The sequence below is a fragment of the Vibrio vulnificus CMCP6 genome (assembly GCF_000039765.1).
In the GTDB taxonomy this organism is placed as follows: domain Bacteria; phylum Pseudomonadota; class Gammaproteobacteria; order Enterobacterales; family Vibrionaceae; genus Vibrio; species Vibrio vulnificus_B.
Map to the genome: position 1 here is coordinate 853,906 of NC_004460.2, position 14,095 is coordinate 868,000.

Annotated in this window: 8 protein-coding genes and 3 tRNA genes; 9 read left to right on the forward strand and 2 right to left on the reverse strand. The window is 47.1% G+C overall.

What is annotated here, in order from left to right:
* The first annotated feature begins 157 nt into the window (after positions 1-157).
* The 9 genes from VV1_RS18830 to VV1_RS18870 all read left to right on the forward strand — a co-directional run bounded on the left by VV1_RS18830 (position 158) and on the right by VV1_RS18870 (position 10,239).
* On the forward strand, positions 158-2,998 hold the full coding sequence (locus VV1_RS18830) for an FAD-binding and (Fe-S)-binding domain-containing protein (RefSeq protein ID WP_011081721.1): 2,841 nt from the start codon (positions 158-160) through the stop codon (positions 2,996-2,998).
* Positions 2,999-3,123: 125 nt separating this feature from the next.
* Positions 3,124-3,879, forward strand: a complete 756-nt coding sequence (locus tag VV1_RS18835) for a helix-turn-helix domain-containing protein (protein ID WP_011081722.1) — start codon at positions 3,124-3,126, stop codon at positions 3,877-3,879.
* 125 nt (positions 3,880-4,004) lie between these two features.
* A complete protein-coding gene (locus tag VV1_RS18840; protein ID WP_011081723.1) occupies positions 4,005-6,071 on the forward strand; it encodes a VIT and vWA domain-containing protein in 2,067 nt (688 codons plus the stop codon).
* A gap of 180 nt (positions 6,072-6,251) precedes the next feature.
* Positions 6,252-8,123, forward strand: coding sequence for an MFS transporter (locus VV1_RS18845; protein WP_011081724.1), 1,872 nt, complete (start codon positions 6,252-6,254; stop codon positions 8,121-8,123).
* 94 nt (positions 8,124-8,217) lie between these two features.
* Positions 8,218-8,850, forward strand: a complete 633-nt coding sequence (locus tag VV1_RS18850; RefSeq protein ID WP_172572757.1) for a PGAP1-like alpha/beta domain-containing protein — start codon at positions 8,218-8,220, stop codon at positions 8,848-8,850.
* Between the two features lie 303 nt (positions 8,851-9,153).
* On the forward strand, positions 9,154-9,735 hold the full coding sequence (locus tag VV1_RS18855; protein ID WP_011081726.1) for a porin family protein: 582 nt from the start codon (positions 9,154-9,156) through the stop codon (positions 9,733-9,735).
* A gap of 193 nt (positions 9,736-9,928) precedes the next feature.
* A tRNA-Ser gene (locus tag VV1_RS18860) sits at positions 9,929-10,019 on the forward strand.
* A gap of 32 nt (positions 10,020-10,051) precedes the next feature.
* A tRNA-Phe gene (locus tag VV1_RS18865) sits at positions 10,052-10,127 on the forward strand.
* 36 nt (positions 10,128-10,163) lie between these two features.
* Positions 10,164-10,239 (forward strand) — tRNA-Asn (locus VV1_RS18870).
* Positions 10,240-10,294: 55 nt separating this feature from the next.
* Here the strand turns inward: VV1_RS18870 and VV1_RS18875 are convergent.
* Complete coding sequence (locus VV1_RS18875; RefSeq protein ID WP_011081728.1) at positions 10,295-11,005, reverse strand: MBL fold metallo-hydrolase; 711 nt, start codon at positions 11,003-11,005, stop codon at positions 10,295-10,297.
* 176 nt (positions 11,006-11,181) lie between these two features.
* Complete coding sequence (locus tag VV1_RS18880) at positions 11,182-14,064, reverse strand: alkaline phosphatase family protein (RefSeq protein ID WP_011081729.1); 2,883 nt, start codon at positions 14,062-14,064, stop codon at positions 11,182-11,184.
* Positions 14,065-14,095 lie beyond the last annotated feature (31 nt).

Below are 14,095 nucleotides of genomic sequence, written 5' to 3' on the forward strand. Positions count from 1 at the left end.
ACCTCAGCCTCATCGTTGAGGTTTTGTTTCTCAGCCATTGTGACGTTTTCATACAAACATGGCACGATGCTTTAGCCCAAATAGAAAACATCAAGAGCAAATACGTCGCAGCAATGTAAAAACATAAACCGAAAAACGCTGCAAAACAAAGGAAGCAATGATGGTCAATAACTTAGATAACGCCACCTATCAAAAACTGGCTGCGGTGTTTGCTACCCGCATTGAACAAGAGCGGATCATTACCCAAGAGGCCAAACGCTTAGCCTACGGCACCGACGCCAGTTTTTATCGTTTAGTGCCAAAGATCGTCTTACGACTCAAGGATTTGCAAGAAGTCATTTTTGCCATTCAAAGTTGCCGCGAGCTCCATGTTCCCTGCACGTTTCGCGCCGCGGGTACCAGTTTGTCTGGGCAAGCGGTCTCTGATTCTGTGCTCATCACCCTAACCGACGATTGGCGTGGTCATGAGATTGTCGACGATGGCAATAAGATCATTCTTCAACCTGGCGTAATCGGGGCGGATGCCAATCGATATTTGGCCCCTTTTCAGCGCAAAATTGGCCCCGATCCCGCTTCGATTAATACCTGCAAAATCGGCGGCATAGCGGCCAATAATGCCAGTGGCATGTGCTGCGGCACCGCGCAAAACTCTTACCGCACCGTGGACAGTATGAAGATCGTTTTTAGTGATGGCACCATACTGAACACCGCAGATGAAGCCAGCATCGCCGCCTTTAAGCAAAGCCACGCTTCGCTCGTCTCCGGCATCGAAGCACTTTGCCAGCAAGTGGCTGATAATAAAGAATTATCAGATAAAATTAAGCACAAGTATCGTCTTAAAAACACCACAGGTTACGCTCTTAATGCCCTAGTGGATTACCAAGATCCGATTGAAGTCATTGAACACTTGATGATCGGTTCAGAAGGCACCTTAGGCTTTATTGCCGAGATCACCTATAACACCGTCATTGAGCACCCCAATAAAGCCTCGGCGTTGTTGGTCTTTGCGACCATCGAAGAAGCCTGTCGTGCCGTAACGACGTTATCCAAATTACCTGTGGCAGCCGTCGAACTGATGGATGGGCGCGCAATGCGTTCTGTTGCCGACAAAGCGGGCATGCCCAGCTTTATTCAATCGTTGGATCTCGAAGCCGCGGCCATTTTGGTTGAGTCTCATGCAAGCTGCCAAACAACGTTAGATTTACAATGTAAATCTGTTATGGATGCATTGGCAGAGTACACCATCATTGAATCCGTGCCGTTTACCAGCGATGCTGCGACCGTTGCGACACTATGGGGAATTCGCAAAGGCATGTTCCCTGCCGTAGGGGCAGTACGTGAAGTCGGCACCACGGTGATTATCGAAGACGTTGCTTTCCCAGTGGAAAACTTAGCTAACGGCGTACGTGACCTACAAGCCTTGTTTGATCGTTTCCAATACGGTGAAGCGATCATTTTCGGCCACGCTCTTGAAGGTAACTTGCACTTTGTTTTCACCCAAGGGTTTGATAGCCAAACAGAAATTGACCGCTACGGCAAGTTCATGGATGAGGTTGCGGAGTTGGTTGCGGTCAAATATCAAGGCTCGCTTAAAGCGGAACATGGTACAGGCCGTAACATGGCCCCCTATGTCGAGCTAGAATGGGGCCGTGAGGGCTACCAGTTGATGCAACAGATCAAGACGATCTTCGATCCGCAAGGTCTGCTCAATCCAGGGGTCATCATCAATGATAATCCCCACTCGCATATAGAAAACCTCAAACCCATGCCAGCTGCCGATCCCTTGGTGGATCGCTGCATTGAATGCGGATTTTGTGAACCCGTTTGCCCTTCGAGAACACTGACGCTTTCTCCTCGCCAACGCATCGTGCTCTATCGAGAATTGCAGCGCAGAGAACGGGCAGGTGAAAAAATTCAAGCCAGCGAGTTAGAGAAAGTTTTTGAATATCAAGGTATTGATACCTGCGCAGCAACCGGTTTGTGTGCCGAACGCTGCCCAGTTGGCATTAATACTGGCGATTTGGTGAAAAAACTTCGTACCGCTAAGTATCAGAAGTTTACCCCCATTGCCAAATGGACTGCGGACCATTTCAGCACCACAACCGCCATTGCCAGAAATGGTCTACGTGCTAACCAGTTAGCGAGTAAAGTGATTGGCGCGCCAACAGTGGGCAAACTCACCAATGGCTTACGCTCACTGACCAAAGGGTCTACTCCCATTTGGTATCCAGAGTACCCTACTGCCAATCAACACTCACTTGGTAGCAGCGCATTTCCTATCACTGCAACAGAGAAGAAAGTGGTATACATGCCTTCATGCGCTAGCCGTAACATGGGGCAACAGGCAGACGCTCCGGATCAACGGCCACTGACAGAGGTGACATTGTCACTTATAAAGAAAGCAGGATACGAGGTGATCATCCCTGCGCAATTGAGCAATCAATGTTGTGGCATGCCATACGACAGCAAAGGGATGAACGAATTGGCAACAAACAAAGCCAGGCAGTTGGAAGAAGTACTGTGGCAGGCGAGTCGAGAAGGGACCTATCCTGTGCTGATGGATACCAGCCCTTGTGCCAAACGCAGCATTGAGCAGTTTAGCCAACCCATGGAGGTGCTTGAGCCGACAGGCTTTGTCAGCAAGTATCTCTTACCACATCTCGACATTACCCCACTCAACGAAACCGTCATGTTACACGTCACTTGCAGTTCAAGACGCATGGGGCTGGAAAATGCCATGATAACGTTAGCCAACGCGTGCGCATCCCGCGTCATTGTTCCTGAACATATTCAATGTTGTGGCTGGGCTGGCGATAAAGGATTCACCACCCCAGAACTCAACGCCGCCGCAGTTCATCCGTTAAAAGCGCAAGTGCCCAGTGATTGCCAGCGAGGCTTTAGCAATAGCCGCACGTGTGAAATTGGTTTGTCGCATCACAGTGGCATACCTTATCAATCCATTCTCTACCTGGTTGATGACGCCTCATCTCCCCGTTAAGAATAGCGAGGATAGCCACTCCTCTTCTGGGCTCCCTTTATTGGAGCCCTTTTCTCTCGTCACTGTCGCAATTTAGTTTTCATCAAGGCATACTGAGCCCTTCTCCAACGCAAAGGAAAGCCCCTATGTCAGAATGTAACTTATTGATTGCCGAGCTTAAAAAACAACTCAAGTTGCAAGGCGTTCACTATTCTGACATTGCTCGCTCACTGGCACTCAGTGAAGGCTCCGTGAAACGGCTCCTCGCAGAAGGCAGCCAGATTAGCTTAGAAAGGCTGGAACGTATTTGTCAGTTGGCAGGCTTGGAAATGAGCGAGCTTTTTAAACTGGTGGCCAAGCACAATCAAGGCATTGTTGCGCTGACCTATGAGCAAGAAAAGCAACTTATCGACGATAAAGCCCTGCTGCTGGTCTCTGTTTGCGTGGTGAATGGCTACACCTTTGAGGAAATTCGCCAACAATACCAGTTTAGCCAACCAGAATTGATTCAAAAACTCGCTCAGTTAGATCGGCTCGGCATCATTGAATTGCAACCGAACAACCGAATTAAACTTAAGATTTCCAAAGAGTTTTCTTGGATTGCAGGTGGTCCTATCCAACGATTTTTCCAACAACAGGTGCAACAGGCGTTTTTCCACAGTTACTTCTCTGCTTCGGATGAAAAATTGGTCATGGCAACCGGATTGATGTCGACGCCGACCAACCAAAAAATGCAGCAGAAACTGCAAAAATTGATCACTGAGTTTTATGCCGCCTGCCAAGATGACAGTGAACTCGCGATTGAAGATCGTCACGGCACCTCGATGGTTCTCGCCATCCGACGTTGGACCTTTCCCATGTTTTCTGAGTTAGAAAACAGGCCAACCGTGCAAGAAAAGTAACACCAATCACACCAAAAGTAACAATATACGTTACTTTCATCATTAGAATCGCCTCAAAAGGTCACTTCTGCCATTCTGCCTGCCATTGGAACGGTGCAACACCGTTATTTCATGGAGGCAACAAAATGAACATTCAACATCACCATAAAGCGGCACTGAGACAACTGCTGGCATTCCTTGTCATCATCTTATCGGTGCTCGTTAGTCCAAGCTTATTGGCTAGCGGATTGTTAACCCCGGCCGATAGCCGTTTTCAACCACTAACCATTCAGTCTCACCACGTTAATGTCGTCATTGAAGATGGTTACGCTACGACATCCATTGAACAAGAGTTCTTTAACCCTAACGATCAAAGCTTAGAAGCACTTTACTCCTTTCCTATTCCTGAAAAGGCGGTGGTGGGCGAGTTTATCTATTGGATCAATGATCGCCCAGTGATTGCAGAAGCCGTCAGTAAAGAAAAAGCGCAAACCCTCTATCAGGAGCAAAAAGCGCAAGGGGCCTCGACCGCCATTACAGACAAAAACGAATTCAAAAGCTTTGATATCCGAGTTTTCCCTGTTTTACCAAACCAAAGCGTGAAAATTAAACTGGTTTATCTTCAAGATGCCTTAATCGATCATGGCATCGGTCGCTACGTTTACCCAATGGAAGAAGGTGGTGTCGATGCGGCAGCGGATGCGTTTTGGTCTCGTAATAACCACGTTGAGCAAGCTTTTTCTTTCAACTTGGAAGTACGTTCGGCCTATCCAATTGATGGTTTAAGACTGCCAGCGCATCCTAACGCCATCATTTCGCAAAACCCACAAGGTGAGCATCTTGTATGGCAAGCCAGTGTGACCAATCAGCAAAACGCTGAAGAACAGAGCCCGAATGCCAAGCAAACCGCCTTTACACTCGACAAAGACATCACCGTTTATTGGCGTTTACAGGAAGGTTTACCCGGTCGTTTAGAAGCAGTTAGCTATCGTGACCCTCAACAAAGTGAGCGCGGAACCATCAAGCTGACCTTCACCCCTGGCGATGACCTTTCCGCTATTCAACAAGGTCGAGATTGGGTGTTTGTACTGGATAAGTCAGGTTCAATGTCAGGCAAGCATGCCACCCTAACAGAGGGCGTGAAACGTGGTTTAGGCAAACTCCCCTCAGGAGATCGATTCCGAATTTTGATGTTCGATAATCGAGTACAAGAGATCACCAACGGCTTCATCGCCGTCAATCAAAATAACGTGACACAAGCGATTGAGACCATCAATCAAATCGCCACTGGCGGCGGTACGAACCTCTACGATGCACTGGAACGCGCAGTATCTGGCCTAGACAGTGACCGAACTACCGGGATCATTTTGGTCACCGATGGGGTTGCCAATGTCGGTGTAACAGAGAAAAAACAGTTCCTGAAACTGATGCAGCGCTACGATGTTCGTCTCTACACGTTCATCATGGGTAACAGCGCCAATACACCGCTGCTTGAACCAATGACGCAAGTATCCAATGGCTTTGCGACCAGTATCTCCAATTCAGATGACATTCTTGGCCACATTATGAATGTCACCAGTAAACTAACCCACCAAGCGTATCGCAACATCCGCATAGACGTAGATGGGGTAAAACTCAACGATCTGACACCAGAAAACATCCATTCTCTTTATCGAGGTGAGCAACTTACGGTCTTTGGTCACTATAACAAAGCGGGTAAAAGCACCATTACACTGTCAGCTAAAGTCGATGGCGTCACACGCAAGTACCAAACGACCATCCAACTGGCAGAACAGCAGCTTGAAAACCCAGAAATTGAGCGTTTATGGGCCTTCTCAGCCATTCGAGATATTGAGTCCAAGATGCAGTACTTGGAGCAAAATGATAACGAAAGCGAGCAAGCAATCGAATCTATTGCCTTGGAGTATGGCTTGCTCACGGACTACACCTCGTTACTTGTGGTCGAAGATACCGTGTTTGAGCAAAATGGCATCCGTAAAACAAACCAACAACGTGTAGAAAAGGAACAAGCGGCAAGAGAACTTCGCCAACAACGAGGTATAACGGATAGCCGCGCGGACAAGCAGCAGCCAATGTTCACCCAACCAGCCCCTTCGCATGGTGGTGGCGGTAGCGGTGGTGGTTCAATGACTCTGTGGCTCATCGTTGTTCTTGGGGGGGCATTGATGCTACGCCGTAAAACAAACGCTTAAAAAGCACAATATGAGCGGGAACAACCTTCCCGCTATGACTCAAAAAGACAAATGAAACCGAGGCATTTTTTGTACTCGTTTTGAATATTTAGACACAAAGGATTGTGGCAGCGCTGTCGTTCTTTTCTTCATGATTGTAATGAACTCAGCGAGGCACTAAACAACATCAAAGAGGCTAACATGTTTTTATCGCGTCGATTTTTCCCTTACTTCTGCACTCAGTGCTTGGGTGCCCTCAACGATAATGTCTATAAGAATGTGTTACTGCTGATGGTAACGTATAGCCAAGTGGAGCAGCTTCCACTGCCCATTGACTTATTTGTGAATCTCGCAGCAGGATTATTCATCTTACCTTTCCTTCTTTTTTCAGCTCATGCTGGGCAAGTCGCTGACAATATGGACAAGGCACGATTAATTAAGCGCCTTAAACAGATTGAACTGTTGGTGATGGGCTGCGCCGCCATTGCCATTTTAACGCAAAGCTACATCGCGATGCTGATTCTGCTCTTTCTCACCGGGACTCAATCTGCCTATTTTGGCCCAGTGAAATACTCCCTGCTTCCACAAGCACTCAAAGCCAACGAATTAGTCAAAGGCAATGCTTGGGTAGAGATGGGCACCTTCGTTTCTATTTTGCTCGGCACACTCACCGCAGGCGTGCTGATTGCGCTAGAAAATGGGCTCTACATTACCGCAGGCTTAGTATTGGTGTTGGCGTTGCTTGGCGTTGTCAGCAGCCAAAAAATGCCCGCACTACCATTGCAAACACCTGCTAAAAAAGTACAGTTCAAACCTATTTCTGGCTTAGTGAGCACGCTGAAGAATGCGCAGAAAAATCGTGGAATCTGGATGGCGATCTTAGCCATCAGTTGGTTTTGGTTTTTAGGCGCCACCTACCTGACTCAGTTCCCCAACTTCGCAAAAACACACCTCTATGCAGATAGTACAGTCGTTTCTGTGTTGCTGGCACTGTTTTCAATTGGCGTCGCTACGGGTTCATGGCTGTGTGAAAAACTCTCTTTTGATCAAGTGGAACTCGGTATTCTACCTTTTGGCATTGCTGGCCTTACCGTGTTTGGTGGTGACCTGCTTTTTGCTCTGCCCAACGCGGCACAATTTCCATCCGCCTATTGGCAAGCGGCTGACTTCGTCCAGAACGCTCAGCATTGGCGCGTGATGGCGGACCTTTTTATGGTGGGAGTCAGTGGTGGGCTTTTCATTGTTCCACTGTACGCTTTCATTCAATCTCGTGCAGAGGATGGTGAATGTGCGCAAGCTATCGCGGCCAATAACATCATGAACTCGCTATTTATGGTGGCATCCGCAGCACTCTCCATCTTCGTCTTAACTGTGGTAGAGCTGAGCATTGTACAATTGTTCGCCTTGTTGGCACTGATGAACTTGGCAGTCGCCATTTATGTTTACCGCCAAGTACCCGAGTTTACCCAGCGATTTATCAGCTATCTGATTAGTCACATCATGTATCGAGTGACGATTAAGGGTCGTAGCTGCATTCCCCAACAAGGAGCAGCGCTGCTGGTTGCGAACCACGTGAGTTACGTTGATGCACTGATCTTAATGGGTATTTCACCACGCCCGATTCGCTTCGTCATGGCAAAAGGCATAGCAGAGATTCCACTACTGAAATATGTGTTCCGCCATGCAGGCGTGATTCCCATCTGCTCTCCGAAAAAATGTGAAAAAACCTATCAACATGCGTTTAAACAGATTGCTCAAGCCTTAAATAACGGAGAACTCGTTTGCATTTTTCCAGAAGGTCGCCTGACAGCGGACGGCAGCTTGGGCGAGTTTAGACCCGGTGTGGAAACGATTCTCAGAGACAATCCTGTCCCTGTCATTCCCGTTGGGCTAGTTGGATTATGGGGATCTTTTTTCAGCCATAAACATGGGCATGCGCTCACCTCTTTACCACGTCGATTCTGGTCGAAAATCAGCGTCAACGTTGGTGAAGCGATAGAAGGCACAGACGCCAACCGACATCAACTGCAACAAGAGGTACAAAAGTTGGTTGCTGTACCCTGTTCACAGTAAGCCATTATTTTTGATGAGATAATCTAGATATTAGGTCGCCCCAAGTAGCTTGGCATTACAGGTAACTAGGGAATAAGGGATGGAGAGTGAAGCGATGAAAATCATTATATTACACGGTTTATATATGCATGGTTTAGTCATGCAACCTCTCAGCTTGCGCCTAAAAAAATTGGGCTATCAAACACAAACGCTCACCTACAACACGGTCAATATTGATGAAGAAAAAGTTTTCCAATCCATAGACAAAGCGCTCAGCACGACGACGGGGAATGTGTTGGTTGGCCATAGTTTGGGAGGCTTGATGATCAAACATTATCTTGCCTCACGTCGCCCTACCCTTCAGCAAATCTCACATGTGGTGGCCATAGGGTCACCGCTCAAAGGCGCTTCCATCGTAACAAAAATTCAGGAGCTTGGTTTAGGTGCGATGCTTGGCAATTCGCCAAAACATGGGCTCAATATGCATGAGGATGTTTGGGATTTTCCTCAAAAGCTTGGCAGTATTGCAGGCACGATTCCATTGGGTGCAAGACCCTTCTTACTGATGGATACACAGACAATGTCTGATGGGACGGTCACGGTGGAGGAGACAAAGATATCAGGTATGACTGACCATGTTTTGACGAAAAATAGCCATACCAGCATGATATATAGCCGCTATATTCCAGATCAGATCGATCATTTCATCCAGCATTCTCACTTCAGGCAAACCGAGAGAGTTAATTAAGAGCCATCTAAATAAGCAAAATCAAAACAAAAGACAGCTCCCAATAATGCAAATATATCACTAGCAATAAATATGAAATTTATATATTATCCCACCCGGTTATAAAACAGTGTTCAAAACCAATGCTAGACCAAAGCAGTTAAGAACTAAGTTGTTTAAAACCATGCATAGAAAACTGTTGTCAGCGCTCATGAAAAAGACCACAAATCGAAACAGCAAGCTCAATGCTTGCTGTCATTCTGATTTGAAATACATATCACTATAAAAAGCGCCTGACATCCTAATAAAACATAGGAAATAACAATGAAAATGAAAGCGATCGCTCTGACGTTATTGAGCCTAAGCGCTATTTCAGCAGCACACGCAGACACGAAAGTAAACGGCTTCTACCTTGGTGCTGGTGCTGGTTCTACGGAATTTGACAGTGACCAGTCTGTAACCGGTAAAGCCGATGGTAACGCACTAAAACTGATCGCCGGTTATCAGTTCAACCGTATCGTTGGTATCGAAGCACAATACAGCAAATACGGTGATGTGAAATTTTCTACACCGCAAAATACTTGGACTCCGACTGCTCTTTCTTTGAATGCCAACCTTGGCTACACCTTTGCAAATGGCCTTCGTCCTTATGGTATTGTTGGCCTTTCAGCATTGGATCTTAGCGAGTCAACCAAAACACTTGAAAGTGACAGTGGTGCCGCTATCCACTTTGGTTTGGGTTTAGAGTACGCGCCACCTGCATTGAACGGCCTAGCGTTCCGTGTGGGTTACGATGCTGAAATTTTTGGTATCAGTACCGAATATGACCTAAATGGTACCAAAGTAACGGAAGACGTTGCTTACAGCCTAGGCGCATTCTACGCAGGTGCCACATACAAGTTCTAATGTGTACTGCACACTCTTTCTTCAAAGGGCCTTACGGCCCTTTTTTACTTTTCGTTTTGGAAGAACAGATTGAATAAAAAAGAGACCGAGCGCGCAAAAACAGAGCAAACAAAACATAAAACGGCGACAAATCAAGCGATTGAACTTTTTCCACTTTACATCAACCACGGTTCCCCCTATTATCTTGGCCCATGGAGAGATGGCTGAGTGGTTGAAAGCACCGGTCTTGAAAACCGGCGTACGTTAATAGCGTACCTAGGGTTCAAATCCCTATCTCTCCGCCACATTGCATTGTTGAGCTGATGCTGAACAATTTGCCTCGATAGCTCAGTCGGTAGAGCAGAGGATTGAAAATCCTCGTGTCGGTGGTTCGATTCCGCCTCGAGGCACCACTTATTAAGTTGTGCCAGATACAACAACAGAATAGTTCCTCCTTAGCTCAGTCGGTAGAGCGACGGACTGTTAATCCGCAGGTCGCTGGTTCGAGCCCAGCAGGAGGAGCCATATTTAAAAAGCCTCATCATTTGATGAGGCTTTTTGCTATTTGATGTTTACTCACTCAAGTGGGCAAACGCGCCGTAAGATTATAGCTGATCGCCGATGCAACCAGCTCTTCACTGACTGCATGACCACAACGTTCGTCAATCAACTCCCGATCCTCGCCATGACACTCTTCTTCATGCCCTAGATACACTTCAACACCATTGGTTTGAATGTGGCTATAAAGAGAGTGCAGTAGATGGTCGACATTGGTTTTCTCTTCCCATAACTGGCAATCGCTTTCTGGGATAAGCGCGTCACCAATAAAAATTGCCTCACCAATTTTGAAGGTCACATCAGACGCCGAGTGACAAGGCGTATTGATCACTTCTAGGTCAGACTCTCCAAACTCAAGATGTTCTTGATCCATAAGAAAGTGTTCAAACTCATACAGCTCTTTAAGAGCTAACTCATCTTTCCAACATGCGTAGACTTTCTTTGCCCCTTCAGCCACATTGATGGGCGCTTGCAACAATTCACTAAGGTAAAAAGAACCCGTTAGGTGATCGGCGTGAATGTGTGTTTCAAAAATGGCCACGACATGAAGATGATTCTCTCTGACGTATTGTAAAAGCTTATCTGCAGATTCAAAACTGATCCTCCCAGATTCAAGGCAATAGTCTGCAACAGGGTCGATAATTATGGCTTGTTTTGTGCCGACATCTGACACCACATAGCTGATGGTACCCGACACGACATGATGAAATTCCTGAATGATTTGGCCTGCCATAATCCCCTCGAGAAATCTGTTTCCATACATAATCAGTCTAGATGAGAGTTGATGACAGGCAAGAAAGCAAAAAGAAAAAGGCACCTTTCAGCGCCTTTTCCATTCGCGGCATCTTAGCCGTAATTGCCTATTTTAGTAGAGCGGTCTGATAGAGAAGTTTGATAGAGAGACACCAATCAAAACGATTCAATACCAAGTTTGTTGAGTAAAGAAGGGAAGCCCCAACCATTTTCTCCGGCGACTACGCCTTCTCCCGTCAGGTATTCGTATAATGTTGGTGCGAGAGAACCATTTTCCTCACTGGTTAAAGGCGTCGTATTGTTGCCAATTGGCGCCCCCCAAAAACCAATAAAGGCGTCTTTTTCAAGATAGCTTTCTCCAGCGTGTCTCCCTGGTACTTTGGTGTTGTAACCAACCCCTTCTTTGGGGAAAAGGTTGATGGTGCCCGCTCTTTCTTCCAAATAGAGGTGCGCCAACTGAACCACCGAATCAGGTCGAGTCGTGAAGCGGGTTAGTGCTCGCCATTGCGCTTTATCACACCATGTTTCAGGGCGTTGGCTGTCAACGCCTAGGCAACGTTGGAGTGCTAGAGTGCGCTGCTTTTCTTCATCTTCACTCAATGTAGGCAAATAGGGATTAAGCGTAGACACCTCCAATAACGAAGGCTGACCTTTTGCTGCAAAATAGGCGTATTTCTCACCCACCTTCTCAACAAACTCGTCCACCCGCTTGCCGTCGCGAGTCGCGATGAGGCGAACTTTACAATGCTCAGCGCTACAAGCGGTTTCTCGCACAGCGAGATAATCTAAGCTGTCTGCCAAGGTTTTTACGCTCCAATCGACAATATCAATCATTGGCTCACTCCCTGCATTCACAGGACGCCATTGGGTCAACTCTTGATAAAGAGGCTGAGTTTGCCAGCTCTGGTTGGAATTGAAAAAGTCGAGCATAAAGTTTCCACCAGCAGTGGAGGCCACCACCACATCAACGCCTTTATTGGAGGGGAAATTCAGAGCATTGGTCATCTTCGGCCCTTCTCCCTCATCGGATGAAATCTTTCTCATCACCAGTGGATAGCCTAAAGTGCCTTGAAGTGGCTCGAATATCGCTTTCTCTGGGTTAAGCGTTCGGTAGACTGGAGACAGGCCATGATCGCCAGCCATTCCCCATAACGTTCTTTCGTAAACCCCTGCCTGTTGATAGGCGTTTTCTAACGCACCAAGCCAGTAATCGAGTCGATTAAGCTCACCCGTCGGCATGATGATTTCATCACTAAACGGGCCAACAAAGTGTGCGAAATGATCCGGCCATGGGTTGTACACTAAGGTGTAATCAGGCATCCCTTTCGCGTCAAGCTTGGAGAATGAGGTTAAATCTTGTTCAATTTTCCACTTTCTCGTTAAACGTGTATAGATATCCCAAAACGGTATCTCTTGGTAATCCACAACATCTCGAATTAAATCACTGCGCATCTGCTGCAACACGACTTCCACTTTCGCCCGCTCATTAAGCTCGCGTAAACAACGTTTTTCGCCAAAATCACGCAGCGCTTCACCCGCCCCAAGATTCACCAGTCCATCATACGTGGTGTGCGCATTCCAGTCATACTGCGCGTTGCAATTGAGTGTTTTCAGATAAACCAAGCGGTCAAACATGGTTTGCACGCGATTTTTCTGCATGATGCGGTCAAGCTGCAGGGCATCATTACCAAAAAAGTAATAAGCGCGATCTTCATGGCGATCAACAAAGTGGAAGTTGGGAATGCCAGTGCCCCCCTCCCCTTCCACTCTTGCCCCCGTTTTGATGATAGGCAAATTCCTCACACTGATGGTTGGCGTTGAAGAGATGCCCACTCTGGCGATGGAGTCTTCATGGTTTTGGTATAAACGTTTGAAGAAAGGCAGATAATAAGGGTCTTGATACGGTTGTGTCGCAAGGGTTTGTAAAAAACGCATTTGCTGCTTGTGGGCAGGCTTCTGTCCATCTGGTCGCTGATCACTCCCCGCTTGCCACTCAAGATGTTTATCATAGGCCGTCGAGATAAACGGCTTATTTGGTGAAACCAACCCCTCCAACAAGCCTTGCTGTAGGCCATCCACCGTCACTTGCACTGCCAGTCGGCGTTGTTGCTGCGAAGCAAGAAAGGCCAGCAGAGCTTCGGGATCATCATCAAATGCTTCTTGCAGCCAATGATCCAGCGCTTGCTGCCTTTCATCTTGATAGACAAACTGGCGATACGCTTTAAGTACATTGAGGCGAACGAAATCAATTAGGGTCACCGTAATCGCTTGTGCCTTATTGTTAACCTTGTTTTTGTGCTCCGGTTTCCCATCTTCGATAATGGCGTTGAGCGCATGTTTCATTTCGCCCTCATCCATCCCCGATGCCACCTGCTGCAAAATATTCAGCACAATGGGTTCTATCTTCGTCACCAACGCTAGATCTTCCGCCGATTGTGTTAAGTAGCGATATTGTTCAGGGAGCGTTTCTTGATCTTGCCATTCGCCAATTTGTACCAATGCATCGTAAACCGTCACCAATGCAGCGATAAAATCACCATCCACTTTAATGCCTTCTTGGTGCGCTTGATCTTTTTCATGTTGCTTGGTTTCGACCGACGTAGCGTGTTCCACTTGGAATAGCGAGTGTTGGAATCCGGTGAGTGCTTGTTTGTCGTACACTTGGAACAGATAGTTGCGAAACTCATCCTCATTCCCCAAGCCGCTGTAACGGTCGTAGTATTGGTAAAGGAAGTAGCCTAGAGGAATGGCATAGCTGGGATCGGCAATCTGCTTCATCACTCGCGCTTTCACTGAGGTATCAAGAGGAAGCGTCAGAAGATAAGTTTCTAACGTCATTCCACCGATGGTAAATAGAGTGACATCACGGGCAAAACGCGTGGAGTAACTGAGCGATGAAACCACCTGATTTTTCAGCACTTCGCTGGAGTTAAACAGCCCACCGAACACAGGCGTATTTCCCACTTCCGCCAACAATGGGGCAGGTATCGCGCCAGCCGCTGATGCCAAAACTAACCCTATCGCCTTTGAGCGTAACATAAACAGCTTTTCCTTAAGATTCTTAGTATTG

Coding starts and splice junctions, on each gene's coding strand:
- VV1_RS18830 (WP_011081721.1), top strand. CDS start 158: ATGATGGTCAATAACTTAGATAACGCCACCTATCAAAAACTGGCTGCG.
- VV1_RS18835 (WP_011081722.1), top strand. CDS start 3,124: ATGTCAGAATGTAACTTATTGATTGCCGAGCTTAAAAAACAACTCAAG.
- VV1_RS18840 (WP_011081723.1), top strand. CDS start 4,005: ATGAACATTCAACATCACCATAAAGCGGCACTGAGACAACTGCTGGCA.
- VV1_RS18845 (WP_011081724.1), top strand. CDS start 6,252: ATGTTTTTATCGCGTCGATTTTTCCCTTACTTCTGCACTCAGTGCTTG.
- VV1_RS18850 (WP_172572757.1), top strand. CDS start 8,218: ATGAAAATCATTATATTACACGGTTTATATATGCATGGTTTAGTCATG.
- VV1_RS18855 (WP_011081726.1), top strand. CDS start 9,154: ATGAAAATGAAAGCGATCGCTCTGACGTTATTGAGCCTAAGCGCTATT.
- VV1_RS18875 (WP_011081728.1), bottom strand. CDS start 11,005: ATGGCAGGCCAAATCATTCAGGAATTTCATCATGTCGTGTCGGGTACC.
- VV1_RS18880 (WP_011081729.1), bottom strand. CDS start 14,064: ATGTTACGCTCAAAGGCGATAGGGTTAGTTTTGGCATCAGCGGCTGGC.